At 64.4% G+C, this 22012-nt stretch carries 27 protein-coding genes and 1 tRNA gene; 17 read left to right on the plus strand and 11 right to left on the minus strand.

Translation table 11 applies throughout. The features are described 5' to 3' along the window. Window positions 1-304: 304 nt before the first annotated feature. The 3 genes from ACFPMG_RS24190 to ACFPMG_RS24200 form a co-directional block, all read right to left on the minus strand. On the minus strand, window positions 305-1876 hold the full coding sequence (locus ACFPMG_RS24190) for a hypothetical protein (protein WP_376997784.1): 1572 nt from the start codon (window positions 1874-1876) through the stop codon (window positions 305-307). A gap of 517 nt (window positions 1877-2393) precedes the next feature. After that, window positions 2394-2750, minus strand: a complete 357-nt coding sequence (locus tag ACFPMG_RS24195; RefSeq protein ID WP_376997785.1) for a response regulator — start codon at window positions 2748-2750, stop codon at window positions 2394-2396. Between the two features lie 12 nt (window positions 2751-2762). Then, on the minus strand, window positions 2763-4154 hold the full coding sequence (locus tag ACFPMG_RS24200; RefSeq protein ID WP_376997786.1) for a DUF7125 family protein: 1392 nt from the start codon (window positions 4152-4154) through the stop codon (window positions 2763-2765). Window positions 4155-4163: 9 nt separating this feature from the next. Here ACFPMG_RS24200 and ACFPMG_RS24205 point away from each other — a divergent pair, with 9 nt between their 5' ends. Beyond that, the gene (locus ACFPMG_RS24205; RefSeq protein WP_376997788.1) at window positions 4164-5492 is read left to right on the plus strand and encodes a sensor histidine kinase; all 1329 of its coding nucleotides are present in this window, start codon (window positions 4164-4166) and stop codon (window positions 5490-5492) included. Window positions 5493-5561: 69 nt separating this feature from the next. Here the strand turns inward: ACFPMG_RS24205 and ACFPMG_RS24210 are convergent, their stop codons facing one another. Further along, window positions 5562-5810, minus strand: coding sequence for a DUF4167 domain-containing protein (locus ACFPMG_RS24210; protein WP_376997789.1), 249 nt, complete (start codon window positions 5808-5810; stop codon window positions 5562-5564). Beyond that, a complete protein-coding gene (locus ACFPMG_RS24215; RefSeq protein WP_376997790.1) occupies window positions 5807-6160 on the minus strand; it encodes a hypothetical protein in 354 nt (117 codons plus the stop codon). Before ACFPMG_RS24215 ends, ACFPMG_RS24210 begins: the two co-directional genes overlap by 4 nt. Before the next feature lie 206 nt (window positions 6161-6366). Here ACFPMG_RS24215 and ACFPMG_RS24220 point away from each other — a divergent pair, with 206 nt between their 5' ends. The 5 genes from ACFPMG_RS24220 (at window position 6367) to ACFPMG_RS24240 (ending at window position 9893) form a co-directional block, all read left to right on the plus strand. Continuing rightward, window positions 6367-6666: a hypothetical protein gene (locus ACFPMG_RS24220; protein WP_376997791.1), complete on the plus strand. Its 300-nt coding sequence runs from the start codon at window positions 6367-6369 to the stop codon at window positions 6664-6666. Between the two features lie 4 nt (window positions 6667-6670). Next, entirely contained in the window at window positions 6671-7534 is an 864-nt protein-coding gene (locus ACFPMG_RS24225; protein ID WP_376997792.1) for a hypothetical protein, read from the plus strand. Further along, on the plus strand, window positions 7534-8115 hold the full coding sequence (locus ACFPMG_RS24230; RefSeq protein WP_376997793.1) for a hypothetical protein: 582 nt from the start codon (window positions 7534-7536) through the stop codon (window positions 8113-8115). The genes ACFPMG_RS24225 and ACFPMG_RS24230 overlap by 1 nt, the downstream gene beginning before the upstream one ends. Window positions 8116-8119: 4 nt before the next feature. Then, on the plus strand, window positions 8120-8623 hold the full coding sequence (locus ACFPMG_RS24235) for a hypothetical protein (protein ID WP_376997794.1): 504 nt from the start codon (window positions 8120-8122) through the stop codon (window positions 8621-8623). A gap of 70 nt (window positions 8624-8693) precedes the next feature. Continuing rightward, a complete protein-coding gene (locus ACFPMG_RS24240; protein ID WP_376997795.1) occupies window positions 8694-9893 on the plus strand; it encodes a hypothetical protein in 1200 nt (399 codons plus the stop codon). Here ACFPMG_RS24240 and ACFPMG_RS24245 read toward each other — a convergent pair. Further along, window positions 9841-10635: a hypothetical protein gene (locus tag ACFPMG_RS24245; RefSeq protein WP_376997796.1), complete on the minus strand. Its 795-nt coding sequence runs from the start codon at window positions 10633-10635 to the stop codon at window positions 9841-9843. The two genes, ACFPMG_RS24240 and ACFPMG_RS24245, sit on opposite strands and share 53 nt — an antisense overlap. A gap of 205 nt (window positions 10636-10840) precedes the next feature. Between ACFPMG_RS24245 and ACFPMG_RS24250 the strand changes: the two genes are divergently transcribed. From ACFPMG_RS24250 to ACFPMG_RS24265, 4 genes are all read left to right on the plus strand, one after another. Beyond that, complete coding sequence (locus ACFPMG_RS24250) at window positions 10841-11047, plus strand: hypothetical protein (RefSeq protein ID WP_376997797.1); 207 nt, start codon at window positions 10841-10843, stop codon at window positions 11045-11047. A 428-nt stretch (window positions 11048-11475) separates the two neighbouring features. Continuing rightward, window positions 11476-11691, plus strand: coding sequence for an HNH endonuclease (locus ACFPMG_RS24255; RefSeq protein ID WP_376997798.1), 216 nt, complete (start codon window positions 11476-11478; stop codon window positions 11689-11691). An 8-nt stretch (window positions 11692-11699) separates the two neighbouring features. Next, on the plus strand, window positions 11700-12773 hold the full coding sequence (locus ACFPMG_RS24260) for a DUF5131 family protein (RefSeq protein ID WP_376997799.1): 1074 nt from the start codon (window positions 11700-11702) through the stop codon (window positions 12771-12773). After that, complete coding sequence (locus ACFPMG_RS24265; RefSeq protein ID WP_376997800.1) at window positions 12773-14911, plus strand: RNB domain-containing ribonuclease; 2139 nt, start codon at window positions 12773-12775, stop codon at window positions 14909-14911. Before ACFPMG_RS24260 ends, ACFPMG_RS24265 begins: the two co-directional genes overlap by 1 nt. A gap of 48 nt (window positions 14912-14959) precedes the next feature. Here ACFPMG_RS24265 and ACFPMG_RS24270 read toward each other — a convergent pair whose 3' ends face one another. Further along, a complete protein-coding gene (locus ACFPMG_RS24270; RefSeq protein WP_376997801.1) occupies window positions 14960-15256 on the minus strand; it encodes a hypothetical protein in 297 nt (98 codons plus the stop codon). 405 nt (window positions 15257-15661) lie between these two features. Between ACFPMG_RS24270 and ACFPMG_RS24275 the strand changes: the two genes are divergently transcribed. Continuing rightward, window positions 15662-16249, plus strand: coding sequence for a C39 family peptidase (locus ACFPMG_RS24275; protein WP_376997802.1), 588 nt, complete (start codon window positions 15662-15664; stop codon window positions 16247-16249). 74 nt (window positions 16250-16323) lie between these two features. After that, a complete protein-coding gene (locus ACFPMG_RS24280) occupies window positions 16324-16917 on the plus strand; it encodes a hypothetical protein (protein ID WP_376997804.1) in 594 nt (197 codons plus the stop codon). A 62-nt stretch (window positions 16918-16979) separates the two neighbouring features. On the opposite strand, the gene ACFPMG_RS24285 is transcribed toward ACFPMG_RS24280, so the two are convergent. The 4 genes from ACFPMG_RS24285 to ACFPMG_RS24300 form a co-directional block, all read right to left on the minus strand. Further along, window positions 16980-17558, minus strand: coding sequence for an ISAs1 family transposase (locus ACFPMG_RS24285; protein ID WP_376997806.1), 579 nt, complete (start codon window positions 17556-17558; stop codon window positions 16980-16982). Further along, the gene (locus ACFPMG_RS24290; protein ID WP_376997807.1) at window positions 17498-17881 is read right to left on the minus strand and encodes an ISAs1 family transposase; all 384 of its coding nucleotides are present in this window, start codon (window positions 17879-17881) and stop codon (window positions 17498-17500) included. The genes ACFPMG_RS24285 and ACFPMG_RS24290 overlap by 61 nt, the downstream gene beginning before the upstream one ends. 46 nt (window positions 17882-17927) lie before the next feature. Next, window positions 17928-17999: transfer RNA gene (locus tag ACFPMG_RS24295), tRNA-Met, on the minus strand. 288 nt (window positions 18000-18287) lie between these two features. After that, complete coding sequence (locus tag ACFPMG_RS24300) at window positions 18288-18470, minus strand: hypothetical protein (RefSeq protein WP_174450759.1); 183 nt, start codon at window positions 18468-18470, stop codon at window positions 18288-18290. 236 nt (window positions 18471-18706) lie between these two features. On the opposite strand from ACFPMG_RS24300, the gene ACFPMG_RS24305 reads away from it, so the two are divergent. From ACFPMG_RS24305 to ACFPMG_RS24325, 5 genes are read left to right on the plus strand one after another with little or no spacing between them, the layout of a single operon-like run. Then, window positions 18707-19435: a hypothetical protein gene (locus ACFPMG_RS24305; protein ID WP_376997809.1), complete on the plus strand. Its 729-nt coding sequence runs from the start codon at window positions 18707-18709 to the stop codon at window positions 19433-19435. Continuing rightward, on the plus strand, window positions 19432-19980 hold the full coding sequence (locus tag ACFPMG_RS24310; RefSeq protein ID WP_376997810.1) for a VUT family protein: 549 nt from the start codon (window positions 19432-19434) through the stop codon (window positions 19978-19980). Before ACFPMG_RS24305 ends, ACFPMG_RS24310 begins: the two co-directional genes overlap by 4 nt. Then, window positions 19977-20663 carry a hypothetical protein gene (locus ACFPMG_RS24315; protein ID WP_376997811.1) on the plus strand — a complete coding sequence of 229 codons (687 nt, stop codon included), beginning with the start codon at window positions 19977-19979 and terminating at the stop codon, window positions 20661-20663. The genes ACFPMG_RS24310 and ACFPMG_RS24315 overlap by 4 nt, the downstream gene beginning before the upstream one ends. 6 nt (window positions 20664-20669) lie before the next feature. Further along, on the plus strand, window positions 20670-21590 hold the full coding sequence (locus ACFPMG_RS24320) for a Mom family adenine methylcarbamoylation protein (protein ID WP_376997812.1): 921 nt from the start codon (window positions 20670-20672) through the stop codon (window positions 21588-21590). Continuing rightward, on the plus strand, window positions 21587-22012 hold the full coding sequence (locus tag ACFPMG_RS24325; RefSeq protein ID WP_376997813.1) for a hypothetical protein: 426 nt from the start codon (window positions 21587-21589) through the stop codon (window positions 22010-22012). Before ACFPMG_RS24320 ends, ACFPMG_RS24325 begins: the two co-directional genes overlap by 4 nt.

A 22012-nucleotide genomic window follows, 5' to 3' on the forward strand; every position in this document is an offset into this window, starting at 1 on the left:
ACACATGCGCGATTGCCTAAATGAAAACCGCTCGCATCAAAGCAATCGCGGCTAAGAGCGCCTAAAAAGGCCTGAATTGGTGCACTGAATCCCTTAGTTCTCCTAATCATCAGATTATCTCTGATCCGCACTATTAAGCAGACGTCGAGAAAAAGCGTTAACAGTATCATACACGATAATTCGCTTTAGGTCAGAAGTTAATTACCGATCTCTGACGAGTAAGAGGCTGCGCTGCCTGCTATAGTTATGTCGCGCAAATGCTCGGTAAATTCACTACATGTCTCGCGACCACTTGCTCCGTACTTCACATTAATGTTTTGCAGTACATCACCGCGGCACCGATAGCCGCTTCAATCAACTGAGCGACATTCGCCGCCTTCACCGACCAGTGCCGAAACTCCGTGGGAGTCTTCTCCCCCTCGCGAAGCTTCCGCGGCGCCATCCTGTTCCCCACCCAAGCTTTCAAGGCCGGCTCATACGTCGCCGCCACCTTGAACCGGCGGCTGCCGACCAGGAAGGACAGTTCCACCGTCCCGGCCACCCGGACCTTCAGCCCGCGGCGGCGGTGCTGGTGCTCGACCGTCGGCGCGGCAAGATAAGCAGCGAGCGCGGCCAGCCCCTGGCGAAGAACACCCTCGGCCTCCTCCACCGATAGCCAACGCTGACCGCCGGGCATCCGGAAGTGTCGGGACGTCGCGAACCTGTCGAGCGCGGTTTGCGCACCGACCACCGACCACACCGCCATCGCTGCCGGCGAGGCACCGCCGCCCAGCGCTGCCATCGCGGCGAAGATCCAGTGCCGGGCCTCCTCTGCCTCGGTGCCGGGGAGCTTCTCGCCATTCGACGCGGCGGCGGTGCCCCTGACTTGGCTGTAGTCCGTCCCCTTCCCGAGATCGAAGTGAGCAGCGGCGAAATGCGCGGCGAAGAGGTCGCCGGCCGCGGCGAGCAGACCATCGATCCGGTAGGTCGCCCGCAGAATCTGGAGTGGGCTTCGCGCCTCCCCAGCCGGTGCCCCGATATCGCCGTTCTCGTCAATGACGGTCCGGTGGAGGTCGCCGCTTTTGCCCTCGCGCTGGTAGGTGACGATAACCTTCTGCCCTCCGACCTCCATTGCCTTCAGAAGATCGAGCGGGCTTGTCGCCGCGGCGTCGGTGAGCCGTTTCAGGTCGCGCGCGGTCGCAAGCTCGGCGTCCGTTCGCCGGGCTTCGGCGCGGTCGCCCAGCGCCTCCTGAACCTCAGTCGTCACCTCGACGACCCGCGGCCAGTCGCCGGAGACATTGAGGCGGAAGAAACGGTTCCAGCGCCGGGCATCGGCATCACCTTCGTGTTCCGGGTCGGTCAGTTCAAAGGTCGGCGGGAAGCCGAAGTCGGCGCGGCGATGCGCCAGCCGGTCGGCGTCGGGGATGCGGATCGCGGACAACGTGTCGGCGGCCAGCCGGTCGCCGCCGGTCCACTCCCCGTCCCGTTCGGTGGCGGCCTCGGCGCGTTCCAGGATGTTCGCCGGCACCATGAACGGACCTGCGGGATCGGCGCTCAGCTCGACCGACATGGAGCGGGCATAGGCGGCACCATCCCGGCAGACCGCTGCGGCATCGCGGAAGCTGATCGCATCGAGGCGGGCGGCATTGCGGGCGCCGTGCACCCAGGGGAAGTCGCGCGCCACCCAGACGTTCAGGCTCGCCGCGATGCCGTCCCGTCGCTCAGCTTCCAGTTCCATCTCCCGCGCCTTCCGGCGAAGCCGGTCCTGCATGCTCTTCCAGAACGTGAGGCACCACTGCAGCGCGTCTGGTTCAGCCGGGACGAGCTGGTCACCGGTCAGGACTTGAAGCGTGGTCGCGTCGCCGGCGGGCTCAACCTGAACGTCGAGAACCGCCATCGTCACGATGCAATCCGCTCCTGCCCGCGACGAAGGCCGATGTAGATCCCGGTCCCGATCCAGGGAGGATTGCGAGGCTGGTCGCTTGGGATGGAAACATCGGCGGGACGAGGATCGCGCGATGAATCGGCGCTCTTGGATTCCTGCACGTCCGCGTGCGTCTGGTCGCTTTGCATTCCTGGCCTGCCCAGCATCTGGTGTGTGTCCTATGGCTTGGACACTATACCGGGCTCGGGATTACCCCAGAATGGGCAACAACTTTGAGCGCTCTGTGAAATTCAATTTTGTCTATGGAATATCAGCACGGAACTGAAACGCCGCCGGATGCAGGAAAGGATGAGCTGCGGAAACCGGTCATTCGGTACTGCATCAGGAAAGCTGGCGCGCCTCCCCTGTTGGCTTCCATTCCGATTTGTGTGGCACCAAAACGGCCCCAGGGTCGGGCCTGCTTTGCTCAGGCGAAGGCTTCTTTGGTGTCCAGAACAGTTCGAGACCAAGATGCAATCCTCACCATGCTTCACTCTATGCCCTTCAGGAGTTGGTGCACCGTCTCGACCAGAGTGTCGAGACGGAACGGCTTGGCCAGGAAGACCGAAGCAAGAGCCCTAGCCTCAGGGGATGGAGGCAGCGCGCTCATGAAGATCACCGGGATTTCCTCCATGCCCGGTTTCTTCCGCACCGCAGCCACCCACTCCGCTCCCCCCATGCGGGGCATCATCAGGTCGCTTACGATTATCGCCACATCCGGTTCAACAAGCTCGAGTGCCTGCGTCCCGTCAGACGCTTCAATCACTTGGTGCCCTACATCGATGAGCAGTTCGCTCAGCGTGAGGCGGACCATGAACTCATCCTCGGCCAGCAGGATCTTGGCCACGACCACTCCTTCTCAGCCGGCCAGGGCGAGGCCGCCCGGTCCGATGGTGTAGGTCGTGAGCCGCGCGTCGAAATCGCGGTCCGGTACCTTAATGATGGCAAACACCTTATGCAGCGTCTCGTTGCGCTCGATCAGGCGCATCGTGAACAGGTTATCCACCAACGGCGACAACTCCGCTACGCCCTGGCTGGCCGGTGCGGGCGACTGGCCCTCGCCGGTCATGGCCGAGGTGTACAGTGCGGTGACCCCCAGTGCCCGCAACTCGTTGCCCAACGCGGTCAAAAAGCGCCCGGAACGCTCGTTCCATATGAGATTCTGCTGGAAACCGGCGATGCCATCGATAACCAAGCGCCGTGATCCGGTTCGTTGGAGTTCGCACAGCAGCCAATCGGCCACCTCGTCCACGAGCATCTCCGAGGGCGAGCGCCAGTGGAGGTGAAGAGCCCCGGCAGCCTCCAGTGTCGGCACGTCTATGCCTATGCCTCGCGCTTTGTGGACCAGCCGCGCGGGGCTCTCGTAGAAACCCAGAAACAGGCCCGGCGCCGCGGCGGTGGACGCGCCGGCAAACTGAAGCCCGGCCATCGTCTTGCCGGTGCCGGATGGTCCAACCAGCAGAGTGGTCGACGCAGCCGCTACGCCGCCGCGCAGCATGGCGTCCAACTTGGGAATACCGGAAGATACCAACGCCGACTGCGGAGCCGGACTGGGCCGATGACCCGCAACCGCTTCCAGGCGTGGATACACCTCGATACCCGTGTCGGAAATGCGGAACCGGTGCCGGCCGCGGATGGTTGCACCACCCCGGAACTTGTGAACCTCAAGTTCACGGACAGCCCGGCCTTGGTCGCGTTCATCGGCGAGTTCGACCCAGCCATCGACCATGGTGTATTCCGGGCTGCCCGGGTCACGGCGCGCGTTGGTGAGCAGCAAGAGGGTGTGCTGCGCCAAGTGGGCGGCGGATTGAAGTTCGTGTACGACCCGGCGGAAGGCGTGTTGGGAGACCGCAGTTTCCTCGATCACGAACAGACCATCGAGGATAATCAGCTCGGCTTTGTGCCGCGCGGCTTCCTGTCGGACCAGCCGCGCCAGTCCTGCCAAGCCCTCCTGCTCGAGGACGGGATAGCCGCTGATGTAGGTAAGCTTTCCCGCGACATCCTCGGGGTTGAAGAACACCATGGAACTGAGGTGGGCCATCATGCGGTCATGGCCCTCCGAAAGCAGCGTCAGATAGACGACTTTGCCGCCCTCGTGAGCATGGTGGCTGGCGATCTGGTTGGCCAGCACGGTCTTCCCTGCCCCTGGCGGGCCTTGGATGATGTAGGCACCACCGTACAGCAGCCCACCACCAAGGACACGGTCGAGGTTGGCTATGCCCGTGGAAAGGCGCTTGAGCGTTGGCGTCATTTGCCAACCATGCCTGACAACAGCCTCGGTGTTCCATACATTATTTCATTTTTCCAACCCATTGAAAGCACCTGTCCGGCCAGCGACATGGATCCACCGTTCGAGAGCCCCGTCATCCGCATTGCCACGGAACCTCCGGCTCCGGTTCAAGTTTACGACGCCATGGCAGAGGACCCCAAAAGCACCCAGGATGATGGTGCCGTTCTGGCGCGCGTGCTGCGCTACCAGGCCATCCTGACCGACTACAGCCGCCTCGCCGCCGAGGCAAAGGAATTGGGGCGCTTGCTCCATCTGACCTGCGTGCAGGCGGCCCGCGGCATCGGCATCAAGCACGCCAAGATCATGCGGTACCGACCGACGATGGGCGACATGCTCGTTGAAGCTGGGGTGGGTTGGCGACCGGGCGTCGTCGGACACGTGAAGGCGGCCACCGATGTCGGGGAGGCGCCGGGCCGTGCCTTCCAGACCCGCCAGCCCGTCGTCACCGAGGACCTGCCGAACGACCCCGAGATCCGCTATCACCCGGTCCTTGCGGAACACGGCATCATCTCGGCCCTCAACGTGCCGATTGCCGTCGATGGCGTGGTCTGGGGAACGTTGGAGGTGGACAGCGAGACACCGCGGCACTTCAGTGAGATCGACGTCCAGTTCCTGACCGCGATGGGTAACATCCTGGGCATGGCCGTGCGGAGCATGCTTCAGGACCGGCATGTCGAGGCGATCGCCAAGAAAGCGATTGCCGAGGTGGAGCAGCAGAAGACGCTCACGCGCGAACTGCTGCACCGGGACAAGAACGATTTCCAGCTGATCATGTCGCTCCTGGTCACGCAGATGAGCAAGCAGTTGGACCCCGACGCCAAGCAGGCGTTCCGCCATGTCACGGACCGGGTGGCGGCTATCAGCGTGGCCCACGACCAGCTCTCCATGCGTCCGGAGACCGGCACCATCGACATGGGTGATTATCTGCAAGCGCTGTGCGGCAACTTCACTCGCCGCCGTGAGGACGTTCAGGTCGAGGCACGGTGCGAGCACGCCGAACTGGTGCGTGAGCGGGCCGTACCGCTCGGCCTGATCACCAATGAACTCGTGACCAACGCCATCAAACACGCCTTTCCAAGCGGTCCAGGCACGGTACGGGTGGAGCTCACGGTTGACCACGACACCAAGCAGGGATGCCTGACTATCGCTGACGACGGGGTGGGCATGGGGCCGCCCCGCTCAGGAAGTGCAGGGTTGCGGTTGGTTCAAAGCCTAGCAGCGCAGGTCGGCGGCACGGTCCAGCAGAACAGCCCAGGCCATGGCACGGTGTTCAATATCACCTTCCCGCTTGTGGTCTGATCCCAGTGGTAGCAGGTCTATTCATCCGTCCGGGCGACACCGGCAGTGACCGAGCGCTCCGGCCCCGATTCACTCCTGTCCACGGGACACCCGGAACCAGTGTTCGGCGTACTGCCGGCAAAGCTCGGCCTGCACGCTGTCGCCGGCACGCTCCGCCTCATCGGCGCGGGTGAGCCATTGAGCGTGCTTCTGCTGGGCGGAGCCGTTGACGCGTGGGGGCTGTCGTGCGGTCCCGTGAGGTTGGCCAGCATTCTGGCGTGGCTTGCTGAACTGCGGACGCGGGGGCCGGAATCCGGGTGGCTGCCCAGGTCGGCTCACTTCGCCGCTCCGTTCTTTGTCTTCTCAACCACTTCAACCACCTCTTCCGCCTCGTTCACGAACCGGGGCCAGTCATTCTCGACCGCCTGTTCCAGGTCAAACCCAGGCTCTCCGACATCGCGCTGGTGAACGGCTCGGGCGAACAAACGCGCTGCGGCCTCGACCTCGGGCGGAACCGATGGACGATCCGCGCGCGCACTTTCCTCCTCTAGAAGCCTGTGAACCGCCGCATCGCGGATGAAGCCCGCGCGCTTGTACTTGCTGCCGACAAGCCGCTCGATCCGATCGAGGACGCCCTCGGGGAATTGCACCTTGATGTCTTCGGGAAATTCGACGGTCGTCTTTGCCATGACCGGGACGATAGCCGCGGGTCGAATTTCCGTCAACGCACGAAGAGGGCTGTTTTTCCAAAAAAGTTCCCACTTTGACATTGACGCATTAAACTACCTACTTTATCGTTTGAACCACCCTGTTGTGTGCCGCGGATGGCTTGGAGGCCCTTCGCGATGTCCCGGCAGAAACGCGAATTTTCCGCCTCCCTTTGAGAGGGCAAACCATGTCCGGCAAGGACCTGCTCACCCGCTGCGATGAAGCGGCCCGTGGCCATGAGGCCACCCACGGCCCCGGCGCCCGTTCCCTTTTCCACGATCTGGCTGATGAACTGCGTCGGCTCTACCCCATTGAGCGGGATGTCCGTGCCCTGCTGACCTACAGCGGCAAGGCCGTGCCGGATGGTGGCACCTTCCAGGGCCGCTATTACGATCCGATCAAGAACGATTACACGACGCTGGACGGGATCACCGCGCAACGCATCGCGGCCGGCAAGCGCCTCATGGCCGCCGTGAAGGGGACGTGACGACATGACCGACCCCACTCTCACCGCGGCGCTGCCCATCGAGCCCTGCGGCCATGTCGGCAAGCTCCCCACCAGCCCGGAGAGCTACCGACACAACTACCGTGTCGACAGCCCGACCATGCTCCAGCTTCTCGCCAGGGCCGATGCTGCCCTGGAGGACGCCTTCGCGAAGGACAAGGCGATCCATGAAGCGAACGCCCCGGCGGTCGCGCACAACAAGGCGCTGCGCGAAACCATCACCACCATGATGAAGGCGGTCGGCGTTCCGGTAAGCTGGTCGGACCTGGAGTTCCCGTCGTCGCGCTCCCGCTACAAAAAGCGGATTTCCAAGCGCGCCGGATACCTGACCGACCTGGAGCGGTGGATACCGGTCGCCGATGGGTTCGCGCATCAGGTCACCCTCTACGAAACCGCCAAGCGCCAGCACGCGGAGTATCGGGTCAAGGCTGAGCAGGAACAGCAGCAGGTGCTTGCCGCCAAGGAACGGGAAGCGCAGGCCCGCAAGGCGAACCTCGACCTCGCCAGGATCATCGTGCGCTACGGCCTGCCCGAGGAATCCGATTGGAGCGAGGTGGTGTCCCAGCTCCGGGGGCGGAACAAGTACCTCGACCTCGCCGTGGCGATGTACCAGACCCGCTGCGACTGGAGCGACGGGCCGCGCGCCGTGCGCAACGCCCTGGAGCGCTTCACCATCGAGAACGACCGGGACAAGAACATCGCCGCCGACGTGGCGGATAGCCTCGCCCATTGGGACGGTGACGGCCGGATATTCCGGGACACGACCTGGAGCTACGGCGCACTCTGGCCGCTGGTCGGCGATGAGCAGCTCGTCGCCGATGTCCAGCGCGCCATGCAGGAGGACGATTGATGCCTGCCCCCTTCTCCCTCTACGTCGAATCCCAATCGGGCCGGGTCGTCACAGCGGCGCTGATCACCGAGCCCCTTCCCTCGCTTGACGGCATCCGGACCGTCTGGGACGAGTGGGAGGATTCCGATCATGAGCCGCAGCTCGACGAGTTCATCGGCCACGTGCTGCTGACCTATGCCGACGACAGCCGCCGGATCGTCGATCTGGCGGACCTCAGTGCCGGCTTCCTCCCCGGCGGCTGCGGGCATGGCCGCGTCTGGACACCGGAGTTCCACTGCCCTGACGGCACGCTCTGCTTCATCGCCACCCAGCGGTGGATGTGCTGCAGCGAAGAGGCGGCGATCCTGCTGGGCACCCGGTGGCATTCGGTCCCTGGCGATTCCTTCATGCTGTATCCGTGCGGCCCGCAGCCCACCGGAAAGGCCGTGGAACTGGACTGGTCGGAAGACGGGAGGATGACCGTCGTCGGTTCCGACAAACCGGCACAGGCCGGCACCTGGAAGACCTCTCTGGGCAGCGGGCTGCGTCTCGGCATCGTGGCGCTTCCCGTGGTGGCATCTCCCGAACCGGTGGAGGGCTGAAGCCATGGGCGAATGCACCTGCCATCTCGGCGCCCCGCCCTGCGGCTACTGCGTGGAAGGAACGGAGGATTACCAAGAAGCCGTCGCGTATGCCGAGGGCCTGGACGACCGCGAACTGGACCGGCTGTACGTCGATATTTGCGACATGATGGAAGAGCGCGGGCTGAAGCGGGCAAGCTCCGCCGCGGTCAAGGCCATCCTCCTCCGGACGCCCGAGATCACCGCTCCGACTGCCCCGCCCCCAACCCCTGCAATCTCCCCCGCTCCGGTCCCGGCCCCGACCAAGGCGGAGTGGGTGGGGCGCCTTAAGGCCAATACCTCTTTCGCCGCGGAGATGGTGAAGGTCGGCGGGGCCTACGCCCGCGCCTCCGAGCGCCCGATCAACAAGGGGCTCTGGGACACCCTGGACAAGGCGGATTCCGGCTGCTGGCGGAACAGCAAGTTCAGCAGCCTGACTGGCGACGGCGCCAAGCACGACAACCGGCGTGCACCTGTGCGCCGAGCCTGACCAGTACGCCCGGCACTGGGCGGCAGGAGAACGCCTTGGACCAACGATCGAAGAAGCAACGGAGTCACCGATGCCCGCTCCCCGCCTTCCAGTTCTCCGCAAGGAAGCTCGAAAGCCCGTCGCACGGGAACGCAGAACCCTGTCGTTCAGATGGCCGAGCCGCGACCTGCTGGCCGGGGAGAAGGCCAGGGCGGCCCGCTCCTACGCCTTGCTGACCAGCACGCTCGGCGCCGCGGCGGGGCTGACCATTGCGGCTGGTCAGGTCGGGCTCGACCAGCAGGCCGCCGCGGCAATCCTGCTGTTCGCGGTGGCACCGCTGGCGCAGCGGGCATTCCCCCAGGGTGACGGGCCTGGACTACCTTCGACGGAGCGCGGCGCTCCCACGGCATCCTCCACAGCCTCATTGCAAACGCCGCCGGCGCCTGCCCGCGATGTCGTGATCCTGGAGACCGGGCGCCAAGTCCGAACCTCCGACTTGCCCCGCCACATGGGCTACGAGAACCCGGATTTCGATCTGGCCGGGTACGCGGTTCGAAATCGCGGCGCCATCCAGCTTCGGGCCCGAACGATCCGCCTGCGGCCGGATGGGGCCTCGTCAGCCGCCATCGAGGTTGCCTGCGGCATCATCGCCAACATGGAGGACGGCCCCGTCACCCTGTCCACCTTCACCGATGGCGCATGGCGGTTCGCGAGTTACGGGTCGCCCATGGCAGCAATCGACGGCCTGCTCGACCTGACCGGCGCCCATATGTCCTCGATGTTCGAGGCGGTGTCGGAGGGGATGCACGCCGCCGAGGGCCACATGCGCGCCGCATTCCAGACCTGGAGAGATTCCGCCGGCGAACTGAACGTCGGCAGCATTGAACGGCTGCGCGAAACCGGAGCCTGGGCCCGGGCCGTCGCCCTGTGCCCAGCAGGCGGCCAGGGGACCGGTTTCGCCTTCATCCACATCGGCGACGGGATCACGGCCTTCGGGGAGCGTTGGCGCCATGAGATGATCGGCAAGATCGATGACGGCCAGCCGGACCCCGACTATGCCGCCTTCGTCTCCGACCTGTACCGCCGGAGCATCGAGGGCGAGATGCCTGCGGTGAACTGGATCAACGCCAGCCTGCGCCTGGACAGGCGCTTGGCACCGTCACGGCTCCGCTACCGGCAGCTTCTGCTGCCATGGACGGTGCGTGACGGCGCCAAGCGCCGGACCATCATCACCAGCGTCACGCAGCGCCATGCGGTTGGTTTTCACCATGCCGTTCCAGGAACAGCGTGAGGTTCGGGAGAAGCTCAGCCACGGTCATCCGGAGCATGTGCATGCGGACGGTCTCCCCGTACCGGCGCCACTCGATGCCCGGCTCCGCGGTGGTGACGCCGTAGGCCGGGAGGAGGTGCGGGACCAGCGGGTCGTCGACCAGGCTGATCCACTCCCGGACGTCCCACATGGTCAGCGCCAGCGCCTTCACGATGCGAGACGAGATCGCGGAAAGACCCTTGCTGCGATAGTCCGGATGGTGCCAGCCGCCGGCCTGGAAAGAGATCAGGCCGTGAAGCTGGTGTGCCGACGGGCAGTCGCAGAACAGCAGCTCGTCGGGGGCCCCGCCACCGATGCGCGGGTCATAGAACAGGCGCAGCGAGGTCATTTCGTCGTGCAGGTTCCCGCTTCCGAGATCCACGCGCCGGCAAGCCCTGGTGAGAACCACCCGCCCGGCGGCATCGACGCCGCGGAGCCAGAATGCCTCGTCGGGGCCGAAGCGGTGATAGCGGGGGTCCACAGCGGGGAGCAGGGATTCCCATGATGCCCGGTTCTCCCGGTTCACGGCCAGCAGCTCGTCGAAGTCGGTGCTGACCGAGAGGCGCACGCCCCGTTCCCGCGCCAACCGGTCGGCGACCAGGAAGAAGGCGAACAGAAGGTCACGGGGGCCATGCTGAAGGGTGACCTGATCGGGGAGGCGTGGAGACGAAAGCGGATCATGCGGGCGCGCGGCGGCGCTCACCGCGGGGGTGCCGAGCGACATAGGAGCCTCTTAGATGGCGGGTTAATGATGCGCAGAATATACGCATGCTTGATTTCGCTCAAAGTACGTCGGTATGCGGCAATTCTTTTTTATTGTCGAAATCACGCCAAGCAAATTGGATTTCGATTTGCGCCATCTCTTCGACCAACAAGCCAGTAATTGTAGGCTTCATTGCGAACGGATAGCAGCTCGGAGCACCTGGAGGATGAAGAGGTTCATGCGTTGGGCGGCGGTCGCCTACTTCACCATCGGCATCCTGTATGCCGGCCTGTGGATCAAGGCCACCAATGCCTCCCTGCTGTGGTGCGCGTTCCTCGTCTTCGGCTGGCTGCCCTGGCAGGTCGCTCCGGACGCCACCGGAACAGCGCTGATGGCCGTGGGGCTCGGCAAGCACCTGTTCGTTCCCCGCTGATCGCCGATGACCAGCAAAGCAAATGCCGTTCGCCTCCCTCCGCTTCCTCACTTGGACGCCGTCGAGCCGGCCTGCCGATGGTGCGGGGGAACCAACGGGACAGTGATCCCCCCAGCCCACAGCGAATACAGCGTCGGGGGCTGGTGGCATGAGGACTGCTTAACGGCCTACGCCATCGCCGTCAGCAGCAAGGCGCAGCGGCTCTTTGTGGGAAAGCGGGACTACGGGCTTTGCGCCGGCTGCGGCGCGAACGCCGAGCGTGCCATGTTCTGGGCCATGCAGGACGACCCGACTCCCCCTTTCTACGGCTGGGAGGTCGTCCGTGTCATGAAGCGCTGGATCGACCCGGATACCGGTGCATCGCCAACTCGACGTGGTTTCGACGCGCGCCGGCGTCACAGGGGATTCTTGAACGGCTACCGGCCTGGGTGGAATGGGAGGCCGATCACATCGTTCCGCTCTGGAAGGTGGACCGCTCCCTGCCTTGGGATGAGCAGATCCGCTTCTGGTCGATCGACAACCTTCAGACTCTCTGCCGCCCCTGTCACAAGGCCAAGTCCGCCCGCGAGGCTGCCGAGCGCGCCGCGCTGAAGCGTGGGCCAGACCCGCAGCTTCCCATCTTGTTCAACCTCACCACCGCATAGGTGCCACCATGGCCGAAACCGAAATCTCCTGGACGCACCGTCGCGTCGGTGACCGCATCATCCCCGGCTACACGATGAATCCATGGATCGGCTGCGAGAAGGTCGGGCCGGGATGCGCAAACTGTTACGCCGAGGCGTTCAATGACCAGCGCTTGAAGCGCGACCTCTGGGGGCCGCACGCCGTCCGGCAGACGGTCAGCGATGCCACCTGGGCGAACCCGCTCCGCTGGAACCGGCTGGCGGAAAAGGACGGCATCCACCGTTTCGTCTTCTGCGCATCCTGGGCCGACGTCTGGGACAAGAAGGCGCCGCCGGGCGCGCGGGAGCGCCTGTTCGAGCTGATCCGCGCGACGCCCTGGCTGATCTGGCTCCTGCTGTCCAAGCGCATCGGCAACGCGCCGGGGATGCTTCCACCGTTCTGGGACGAGATTAAGGACCGCTGCGTCATCATGGCGACGATGGTCAACCAGGATGAGGTGAACCGCGACATGCACAAGCTGCTGGCGGTGGATGCCGGCGCCTGGGGCATCTCGATGGAGCCGATGCTGGGGCCGATCGTCCTGCCGCGGGAGTTCCTCGACCTGGGCCGGCGGGCCTGGGCCATTGTCGGTGGGGAGAGCATCGGGCGGGAACGCCCGCTTCACCCGGATTGGGTGCGGGGCGTCCGAGACCAGTGCGCGGTCGGCGGAGCGAACGGCCCGGTGCCGTTCCATTTCAAGCAGTGGGGGCGGTGGTGGCCGGCGGCGCCGGTCTATCCGGACGAAGACACGGCGTGGAAACGGCTCTACGTCGCCCAGAAGCACGGCCTGAACGCCGACCCGGACGAGTGGGTGGTGGACGCGTCCGACGCCGTGGAACTGACGCTGAAGCGGGAACGGCTCTGCGCCATGGACAGGGACGGCGGTTTCTCCTGGCATCCAATCCACAGCGGCGAGGTTCAGCCGCCGCCGGCCGTCGGGTCATGGTGGTTCGAGGATCATGGCACCAGAGATGCCCGTCGGCGGGAACTGGACGGGCGGGTCCATGATGAGCATCCTTGTGTGCCGTGCATGGTAAGAGAGCGGGTTCCGGAGGCCGCGTGATGAACACTGATCTGTCGATCCAGCGCGGCATCACCATCGACGGGCCAACCTCTCTGGACCTGGACGATGCGATTCACCTTGAGGAGCATGCCCACGGGCTGCGCCTCACCGTCACGGTCCCGGATCTGTCCTTCGCCGTGCCGATTGGCGGCCCAGCCGATCACGGCGCAGCGGAGCGCGCCTTCACGCGCTATGCGGGGGAGCGCGTCAGGGAGGCGATGCTGCCCGACGACGTGACGGAACGAGCCAGCTTGTTGCCAGACGGCCCGCTACCGGGCATCGCCTTCGACATGGCGCTCGACAGCAAACTGACGGTGACCGGTTTCGAAATCCGGCGGGTCACCTTTGTGTCCTCCGGTCGCCTGACCTACGCTGATGCTGAAACCGCTGTCCGCACCAAGGGGGCTGCCCATCACCAGATGCTGGCCCTGGCATGGGAGGTCGCGGAAGCGCTACTAGATGCCCGGAGGCGTGCCGGCGCTCTGGCGCTGTTCGACCTCCGATCCGGCTGGATGACCACCGAGGAAGGGCAGCTTCAGCGCATCGAGGGCGACCGGGCACACCTCGGCCAGATCATCGTCCAGGAGATGATGATCCTGACGAACACCGCGGCGGCGGAGCATGCGCGCGCCCATAGCGTCCCTATCCTGTTCCGCAACCACGCCCCTCGGGAGCTTCCGACCGGGGACCGTTCCAAGCTCAGTGAGCTGCTGGCCGCCGCGAGTGGCAGCCGCCATTCGGCGCTTGCGTTCAGAACACTGGCAGGCCCGTTGGGGCGGGCCAGCATCGGTTCGGAATGCCTTGGGCACTTCGGGCTGGCTGCGGCGGCCTACTGCCACGTCACGTCACCGCTGCGCCGCTATGCCGACCTCGTGAACCAGCGGGCGCTCCTGGCGGCCATGGATCGAGCCGGGGCACCCTACAGTCACGAGAAGCTCACGGAGATCGCCAGCACCTGCAACAGCATCGAGGAGGAAGCGCGGGCGGCAAAGCGAGAGGGTTTCAAGGCATCGGTCTACCGGGCCGCGCAGCGCTCCCTCACCCGCCGCCGCTTCGACACGCTGGCGGCCGCGGAGTTCCGCCAGCTGCTGCGCATCGCTGCCGAGCGAGGTGATGATGGCACCGTACCGCTGAACGCCATCAGGGCGGCCCTTCAGCGCCGGCTGGAAGGCGGCCATCTCTCGCCCCAAGACATCACCGTCGCGCTGGTGGATGCCGGTCATGTGCTCGGGGCGGCAACGGTGGAGCGAATCTATCTTTGGCTGGAGGAGAACCCCGCCGCTGCAGCAGCCATGTGGAATCGCTTCATCACGGTAGAGGGTTGGCCAGCGGTCACCTTCAGGCATCGGCAGGCCGGACCGCTGCATGCCATCCGGCACGTTGCCGAGGGGACCGTCGAGATCGAAGGCGAGACCTTCATCAGCCAGCGGGAAGGGCCGGAACGTCGTGTCGCCGTGCAACTCGTCATGTTCTCGCTGATCCGGCGCATTCTCGGCCATGAGGCGCCCGCTGGCGGCGTCAGCGCGTCGATGCTGGGAAAGCCGGAACAGCCGGTCGCCGCAGCCACGTTGGAGGCAATACCGACAGGTTCCGGATCGGCCCCTCTCCCCTCCGATCCGAAGGGGTTCTTGCTCAACGAGGTCGCGGTCAAGCGCCGCTGGGAGGTGGCGTTCACCGAGCTTCCGCCGACTGGCCCGTCTCATGCGCCAAACTTCACCTCCGTGGTGGAGGTGAGGGGTCCCGAGGGGCTGATCGCCCGCGGCACCGGAGCAGGCGGGAGCAAGAAGGTGGCGGAGAAGGCCGCTGCGCTCGCGGTGCTGCCGCTGTTGCCCGCGGACGAGGCGGTGGCCGTGCGTGTCCAGACCGCAGGGCCATCACCGGCGGGACCGAATCCGATCAGCCAGCTTCAAGAGTGGTGCCAGAAGCACCGGATTCCACTGCCCGTCTACGAGTTCGCCACGTTTGGGGATCTGACCAAGCCGCAGCATCGGTGCACGGTGCATGTCACCAAGACGGACGGTGACGTGCGGGAAACGGCGGGCACGGGCAGCACAAAGGCCACAGCGAAGACGGAGGCGGCGCGAGCGTTGCTGGTGCGACTGCCGGCACATTTGCGGGAAGAGGCGTATGGCGGCTGATCGCCAAAGGGCCGCCCAATCAGTGCTGGGCAGCCCTCATAAGCAAGGTCAATCCCCAAGAACGTTAATTTCTTTGTCGCGGCCTTTTCTTTCCTTTACCACCAAACAAATTTTAGGAGGCGACCCATCGGCTTCAGCGGGCAAGAAGTATCGGGATTGTACTTCATACACCAACCGGTTGGTTGGTTCTTCTCTATTAAGGCCTTGCATCACGCCGGGTTCGACGATTATGTCGCCAACGGCCGGAACCACCCCAATGTCTTTGATCTCGTAGGATTTTCGTGCATATTCGTATCGATCTCCTTCATCGACAAAAATGCCAATGAGTAATTCCCCCTTTGACATGACATATCTCCTGCATTGAAGCTGTTCGCCAATATTGGCGCTACAGTATCCATCGATATGGATCGCAATGCGAGATGGCACAAGTGGAGCCTGTCGGGATCGAACCGACGACCTCCTGCTTGCAAAGCGGGCGCTCTCCCAACTGCAGGGCCATGCAGTTCTCCAGACAGCGTGAACGTGGCCATGTCCGCCAACAGAAACAATTTCGAAGTCGCCATTTCCGGCCATGCTGCTGAATGCATAAGGCCCTTTCCCTGGAGGTCACCAATACCGCCGATAGCCGCCGGCCCTAGCCCGATAGAAAGTATGTCCTTAGGGAAAGCGGACATTTCCAATCAGCTTGTTGGCTGATGTTAAATCCTCTGCCAGTATTCGTGTGTGCTTCAGCGGCAGGAGGGGGGCGAGATGGCGCTCGTCACGCTTAGTATCCCGTTCATTGGGCAGGAACTTCGTTACAATTGCTGGCACGCGAGTGCGCGTATGGTTCTCGCCTATTACGGAAAAGATCCTGGTTGGAACCTTGGGCGGGTCGGGCAGCGTGCCTACAGCGACAATTTCGGAATGTGGGGAAGGGAGGAGATACGAAGCTTTTGCTGGGAATGGGCTTTGACCCCTGTTGATTTGGCTCGTCCCAATCAAAAAAGACCGACCGATTTTACCACGCTCCTGAAAGGGTATGGTCCGGTGCTGTTCTGGGTGAATAAGCCAAGAGTGGGGTGGCAAAACATCCCTGAGGCAAAGCAGGACAGCTATGGTCATGCCGTCGTCCTGACGGGGGTGGACGATGATATTGACGTCGTTTTCTTGAACGATCCAGAGCAGGACGGCAATATTGGGGTTGCCAGATCGCTTTTCGTTGACTCTGTTCAATGGGCATTGCCTGAGAACGGCGCCGTCTACTCGCATTCGAGTGCGCCCGCCTACGGGCTTCCGACCGGGCTCATTACTGGATCGGGAGGCGGGCGCTGTGAACTGACGAGGCCGACCCACTAAAATCCGGATAACTTGGAAAACGTATCCGCGCAGTCAAGCTATGGACTGGAAAGCCGAACGTGCAGGAGGTGAGCATGAGTTCAGAAAGTCTGAGCTTCAAGAAAGGGGCGCGTCCTGTCATTCCAGGCAGCGTCCCCGCATCCGCGGGACTGCGTGTCGATATAGAATCCGTGGTGCGTGCGGCGGCCTCTCAGCTTACTGCATCTGACCGACACCAACTGATTGGCAGTCAGTCAGACGATGTGGCGGACCGCACCGAAGCCGGAAGAAAGCTTGATAAGCTTGTAACTGAAGAGTTACGCAAGGTAGGGCAAAACAATGACTGGCTAATTTTTGTGAATCGCCCAATGAAGTCGTACGGGGTCATATCCGAGGATATTTTGGGTCAGACCATTGAGGATTTTGTTTACAACAATATGCGGTATTATGCAGAGGAGGCGTCCAATCTCTATAATAACAAGAAGACAGGAAAGCGGAGGCTCGTAGGCAATTTAAGGCCTGACCTCGCCATTATCGACTCGACGCGCTTATGTACAATATGGGATCTGACAAGTTCCTTCCACTGTGAGCATTTCATCAAAACGACCCTGTATGCGGTGGTTTTGTCGCGGGGAATGTATCGTTGCAGAATCGGTGAAACCTACTGGGCCGATATGAACTTTACGTGATCGGTCCGTGGGCGGCTCTTCCCGCTGAGGCGCCCTGGAAGGCATGGCTATTGCAGTTCTGCTCATGAGGTTCCGAGGGCGAGCAGGCGCTCGAGGCTGAGGGCATTGGCGTAGAGGGTCTGGCGGACGTTCTTGACACCGTTGGCACGCAGGATGTTGAGGGCGAAGGAGCGGAAGCGAGCGATGATGCCGGGCTGCTGGCGGATGCGGCTGGCATCCTCCCCCATCGTGACGTCACGGACGTGATGCGCCCGGTTTTCGATGCCCCAATGAGAGCGGATGCTCCGGGCGGTGGTTGGGGCATCGAGGAGGATCTGACAAGCGTAGAGGCCGATCTCCTCGCGGGTCGGCCACAGCCCCGAGCGCGTGTCCTTCAGGTAGGTCAGGCGCGACACCCGCACCACGCAGGCGACGTGCGGCTTCCACTCCGCAACGAGGGCGTCGCCCGCCGCGAACACCTCGACCCGCCGGTGCTCCTGACGGCCATGACGGCGGCGATCCGTCGTCTCCAGGACATCAATGGGGGGCTGGGAGCGGCACAGGGTGCTCAGCGCCTCATGCAGGCTGGGCTGGTTCCCCTTCACCCGGACCAGCAGGGCGTTGCCGCTCGCGGCGGCATGGGTAAAGGTGCTTTTTGACAATGGAGGGCATCGGCGGTGAAGAGCACGCCATTGACCCCGAGGTCAGCGATCAGCGCCTGCACGCCGCCAATCTCCTCCGGTGCGGCGGCGACATCGCGGTGCGCTAGGATCAGCGCCGCGTCACTGGCGAACGCGCTGAGCACGTGCGCGGTGGTGCGGTCGTGCAGATGGTCGAAGCTGCCGCGCAGCGTCTTGCCGTCCAGTGCAATCGTGCGCTTGCCCGTCGGCGCTGTCGCTTTATCCAAGTGCCGGGCGTGGTGGCGGAAGGCGGCTTCCAGGGCATCGGGATCAAGGGTCACGAACAGGTGGCGCAGCGTGTTCACCGCCGGAGCACGGCGCAAGCGGGCGCCGAAGGTGGAATTCAGGCGCTCACGGGGGACGGACTTGAACCGCCGACCTGGAGATTATGAGACTCCCGAGCTACCTCTGCTCTACCCCGCATCAGGTGCCGGCTCCCTCCGGCTTGGGCTGTCGGCACGGGCACAGCAGCCCGTTGAATCTCGACCGACCTCCTCTTGCCCGTTGGCTCCCCGGGGCACACCCTCACGGGCCGGGTACCACGCTCTCCCGCTGCCGGGCCGTCCCGATCCTGCGATCGGCGTCCGGTTCTCCCGGCATCTGAGCTACGCCGTTGATCCCATCATCGCGTTGCCTGCGCTCAGGGCGGCGGCGGGAGTCGAACCCGCGACCTCGACTTGTTGCCCCGTGGTGGGGCGAACCTGTTCCCGTTCAGGCCGCCTGCTTGGCCGGCGCCGCGGTGCAGGCGCCGGGACGGACCCGGCGTTCCTTGCCGTCGTCGCCCATGGTGACCAGGAAGGCGCCCTCGATGGCGCTGACGGTGGCGGTCACGTTGTCCTTGGCCTTCGGGCCGGGCTTGAACGACACGCGGTCGCCCTTCTTGAAGTCGGCCATGCCGCTCTCCTGTACGCTGAATGGTTCGGCGCCCTAGAGGGCGCGGATATCGATGTCTCGTGAGCGGAGATATGAAATCGCGTAAGCAACATCGTCAACCCGGTCATTTCGCAGAATTCCAATTTCTGAAAATGAAATTCGCGCGGATATTTTAAAATTTGAGGCCGATGATGTGTTGTTAGGCCGAGATACACGCCGGTATTCTTTGGCACTCAATCACAGCCCAGAATCCGCCAATGCTCCGTTCCGATGGGATCGCCTGCGCGTTTCCGGCGGCCTCCTCCGCACCGAGGACGGTCTATCTGAGCGGCGTCGTGCATCCAGCAATTTTCGGGCAACGAACAGACCTGCTTCGGGAGCCGCGTCCTGATCTTGGCGTGATCCTCACTCCAGCCATGGGCAACCGGCCGGAGCTGACCACGACACCATGGGCGGCGGACAATGCCTGCTTCACCGATCCTGCTGGCTTCCGGCTGGAGCGTTACCTGCGATGGCTCGCCAGCATGTCGGTGTTCCTTCCGACCTGCCTATTCGCGGTGGCGCCCGACGTTGTCGCCGACGCCGTGGCTACTTGGGAGCGTTCAGCGCCGGTGCTGCCGCTGATCCGCGCGGCCGGCTACCCGGCTGCACTCGTCGCGCAGAACGGGATCGAGGACATGGAGGTCGAGTGGGACGCCTTCGACGTGCTGTTCCTCGGCGGCTGCACCCGGTGGAAGCTCTCCGACGCCTCCCGGATCATCACCGCCGAAGCCCGGCGCCGAGGCAAGCCCGTGCACATGGGCCGCGTGAACAGCAGGAAGCGACTGCGCACCGGGTCCATGTGGGGCTGCACCAGCGTTGACGGCACCTTCCTCGCCCCAGCCCCCGATTTCAACGTTCCGCGCCTCGTCAGTTGGCTGGACGAACTCAACCGCGAACCGTCGCTCCAACTCGGCGGCGCCCACCCACAAGGTTTCGCAGCATGAACCGCCCCATCGGTTTCGCGGCGCTCGCCGCTTTTGCCACCACCATTCCTGCGGCCAACTGGCTCATTGGCAACGTCGGTACGACCTGCGTTCCGCACGGGCCGTGCTTGATCCCGGTAGCTCCCGGTCTCGCCGCGCCATCGGGCGTTCTGATGATCGGCGCCGCGCTGGTGCTACGGGACATGGTGCAGGAGTGCCTGGGGCGCCGCTGGACCATTACCGCGATAGCTGTCGGCACCCTCCTGGCCGGCCTATTCGCGCCGGGACCGCTGGTTCTCGCCAGTGCCATGGCCTTCATGCTTTCCGAGATGGCCGACCTCGCCGTCTACACCCCGCTGCGACGGCGCGGTCTGGCTCTGGCTGTCACCTTGTCTGGGCTGGCCGGTTCCGTGATCGACAGCGCCGTCTTTCTTTGCCTGGCCTTCGGTTCGCTCGACTTCATCGGCGGACAGGTGGTGGGCAAGCTGTGGATGACGCTCGCTGCCGGCGCAGTGCTGGTGGCGTTCCGCCAGCGGGCGAACTTGGTAGGAGGCGTAGTCCGATGACCCCGGCAGAGACCGTCCGCGTCTCCCGTGCCCTGTACATCGAGATCCGCGACTGGCTGCTGGCCAACGATCCGGACGGGCCCGAGAACTACGAATGGGCGCAGACCATCGTGCCACCGGAAACGGCGGAGCACCTTGGCAGCGACATCATCTGGATCATCCTCTGCGCGGGGCGCTCCGCCCAGGCGGCGCGGACGCTGGAGAAGCGGGTGTTCGCCGCTCTCCGCGCCGGCCAGCCCGCGGTGACCGCTTTCGGCTATCGCGCCAAAGCCGCCGCCATCGACCGGGCGTGGATGGAGCGCGATGCGGACTTCGCCGCGTTCCAGGCGGTCCATACCACGGGCGATGTCGACGCGATGCTGGAATGGTGCGGCGCCATTCCCTTCGTCGGCGCCATCACGAAGTACCAGCTCGCCAAGAACGTCGGCTTCGACGTCTGCAAACCAGATATCTGGCTGGCCCGGCTGGCCGGGCTGCCGGAGAAGACGCCCGCTGCCCGGCTGTTCCCCGCCTGTCAATCCCTGTGCGCCGGGCTGGCGGCGGCAACAGGTGACCGGATCGCCGCCGTGGACTCCGTCCTCTGGCTGGCCTGCAACAAGCAGCTCATGGAGATCGACGCGGCGGGTGTGCGGTTCGTGCCACGGGTCGGTGTGCGGCGGTCGATCTTCGAGGCGGCGGAGTAGGCAGTGATGAAAGTCAGCCTGCCGCACGGCGACATTCCCCAGCCCACCATCTTCGACAAGCGTTGGCAGAACCGCCGCGAACGCTGGGCGCCGCCGGAGAGCCGTGATCTGTTCCGGCCCGCCGAGTTCGGAGTGGACATCGCCGAGGAACGGGCCGCCCGCGATCTCGTGTGCCGGCACCATTACAGCGGCAGCTTCCCGGCTGCGCGGCTTTCGATCGGCCTCTATCGCAAGACCGGCGTCGCTCCGGCCGCACTGGTCGGGGTTGCCGTCTTCAGCGTGCCGATGCAGGGGGCCGCGATCACGCGCTACACCGGGTTGTCGCCTGTGAACGGCGTCGAGCTGGGCCGGTTCGTTTGCACGCCGGAGGTGGCCTTCAACGGCGAAACGTGGTTCCTTCGGCGCGCATTGCCGATCCTGCGCGCCGAGAAGGGTGTCGCCGCGGTGCTTTCCTACGCCGACCCAATGGAGCGTACCACGGCTGGAGGCGAGCTCACGAAGCCCGCCCATGTCGGCCAGATATATCAGGCCCACAACGCCACCTTCGCCGGCCGCGCCGCCGCGCGTTGGCTCTGGATCGACCGCAATGGTCAGGTGGTGAGCCCGCGAGCATTGTCGAAGATCCGCATGCAGGAACGCGGGCACGCCTATGCCGAGCGCCAGATCATAGCGACCGGGGCCGACGCACGACGCCCAGGTGAAGAGCCCTCTGATTGGCTGCGGCGGGTGCTACGCGAGCCGACATTTCGGCGCGTAAAGCACCCAGGCAACTTCGCCTATGTGTTCGGCCTCACCAGGGAAGCGAGGACGACCATCAAGCTCGCCAACCCAACTCCCCTGCCCTTTCCGCGCCTTCGTCATGTCGCCCGTCAGCAGCCGGCGGCAAGCAGCGGCGTCACCGGCGACCTCTTCGGAGGAGCAGCATGAAGCCTTCCGTCTCCCCGATCGCATGCGCTGAAGCCGCCTTCACAGAGACGATGGCGGAAACCGGCAGCACGCGCGCCGCGGTAGTCGCGGCAATCCAGGCCTACCAGTTCGCCGAGGCCACGCTGCAGGAGGCCGGCACCGGCAACTTGGTCGATGACCTCCAGTTCCCGACGCAGGAAGCCGCCGAAACCCTGTGGTCCTGCCTTTCGGTAATGCGCACCGTGATGGAGGCGGAGCGCGACATCTCCTCGTTCATATTCGCCGCCTCCTGCCTGGAAATGGCCGTTGCAGTGCTTGCGGAGACCATGGCGCCCCACCTCATCGCCGCGCATCTCCGCGACATCATCCTGCGGGTGCATGCCGGCGAATTCGACCCCTCCGACATCGCCAACATGCAGCCGGCCTCGGCTGCGAGGAACTGA

The organism is Azospirillum himalayense, assembly GCF_042657465.1.
In the GTDB taxonomy this organism is placed as follows: domain Bacteria; phylum Pseudomonadota; class Alphaproteobacteria; order Azospirillales; family Azospirillaceae; genus Azospirillum; species Azospirillum himalayense.

What these genes read in the sequence shown, in the direction of transcription:
- ACFPMG_RS24220 (WP_376997791.1), top strand. Translation starts at nt 6,367, where the DNA reads ATGTCCGGCAAGGACCTGCTCACCCGCTGCGATGAAGCGGCCCGTGGC.
- ACFPMG_RS24280 (WP_376997804.1), top strand. Translation starts at nt 16,324, where the DNA reads ATGAGTTCAGAAAGTCTGAGCTTCAAGAAAGGGGCGCGTCCTGTCATT.
- ACFPMG_RS24305 (WP_376997809.1), top strand. Translation starts at nt 18,707, where the DNA reads ATGCTCCGTTCCGATGGGATCGCCTGCGCGTTTCCGGCGGCCTCCTCC.
- ACFPMG_RS24215 (WP_376997790.1), bottom strand. Translation starts at nt 6,160, where the DNA reads ATGGCAAAGACGACCGTCGAATTTCCCGAAGACATCAAGGTGCAATTC.
- ACFPMG_RS24225 (WP_376997792.1), top strand. Translation starts at nt 6,671, where the DNA reads ATGACCGACCCCACTCTCACCGCGGCGCTGCCCATCGAGCCCTGCGGC.
- ACFPMG_RS24315 (WP_376997811.1), top strand. Translation starts at nt 19,977, where the DNA reads ATGACCCCGGCAGAGACCGTCCGCGTCTCCCGTGCCCTGTACATCGAG.
- ACFPMG_RS24260 (WP_376997799.1), top strand. Translation starts at nt 11,700, where the DNA reads ATGGCCGAAACCGAAATCTCCTGGACGCACCGTCGCGTCGGTGACCGC.
- ACFPMG_RS24245 (WP_376997796.1), bottom strand. Translation starts at nt 10,635, where the DNA reads ATGTCGCTCGGCACCCCCGCGGTGAGCGCCGCCGCGCGCCCGCATGAT.
- ACFPMG_RS24265 (WP_376997800.1), top strand. Translation starts at nt 12,773, where the DNA reads ATGAACACTGATCTGTCGATCCAGCGCGGCATCACCATCGACGGGCCA.
- ACFPMG_RS24325 (WP_376997813.1), top strand. Translation starts at nt 21,587, where the DNA reads ATGAAGCCTTCCGTCTCCCCGATCGCATGCGCTGAAGCCGCCTTCACA.
- ACFPMG_RS24240 (WP_376997795.1), top strand. Translation starts at nt 8,694, where the DNA reads ATGCCCGCTCCCCGCCTTCCAGTTCTCCGCAAGGAAGCTCGAAAGCCC.
- ACFPMG_RS24300 (WP_174450759.1), bottom strand. Translation starts at nt 18,470, where the DNA reads ATGGCCGACTTCAAGAAGGGCGACCGCGTGTCGTTCAAGCCCGGCCCG.
- ACFPMG_RS24270 (WP_376997801.1), bottom strand. Translation starts at nt 15,256, where the DNA reads ATGTCAAAGGGGGAATTACTCATTGGCATTTTTGTCGATGAAGGAGAT.
- ACFPMG_RS24230 (WP_376997793.1), top strand. Translation starts at nt 7,534, where the DNA reads ATGCCTGCCCCCTTCTCCCTCTACGTCGAATCCCAATCGGGCCGGGTC.
- ACFPMG_RS24310 (WP_376997810.1), top strand. Translation starts at nt 19,432, where the DNA reads ATGAACCGCCCCATCGGTTTCGCGGCGCTCGCCGCTTTTGCCACCACC.
- ACFPMG_RS24320 (WP_376997812.1), top strand. Translation starts at nt 20,670, where the DNA reads ATGAAAGTCAGCCTGCCGCACGGCGACATTCCCCAGCCCACCATCTTC.
- ACFPMG_RS24250 (WP_376997797.1), top strand. Translation starts at nt 10,841, where the DNA reads ATGAAGAGGTTCATGCGTTGGGCGGCGGTCGCCTACTTCACCATCGGC.
- ACFPMG_RS24235 (WP_376997794.1), top strand. Translation starts at nt 8,120, where the DNA reads ATGGGCGAATGCACCTGCCATCTCGGCGCCCCGCCCTGCGGCTACTGC.
- ACFPMG_RS24190 (WP_376997784.1), bottom strand. Translation starts at nt 1,876, where the DNA reads ATGGCGGTTCTCGACGTTCAGGTTGAGCCCGCCGGCGACGCGACCACG.
- ACFPMG_RS24205 (WP_376997788.1), top strand. Translation starts at nt 4,164, where the DNA reads ATGCCTGACAACAGCCTCGGTGTTCCATACATTATTTCATTTTTCCAA.
- ACFPMG_RS24275 (WP_376997802.1), top strand. Translation starts at nt 15,662, where the DNA reads ATGGCGCTCGTCACGCTTAGTATCCCGTTCATTGGGCAGGAACTTCGT.
- ACFPMG_RS24200 (WP_376997786.1), bottom strand. Translation starts at nt 4,154, where the DNA reads ATGACGCCAACGCTCAAGCGCCTTTCCACGGGCATAGCCAACCTCGAC.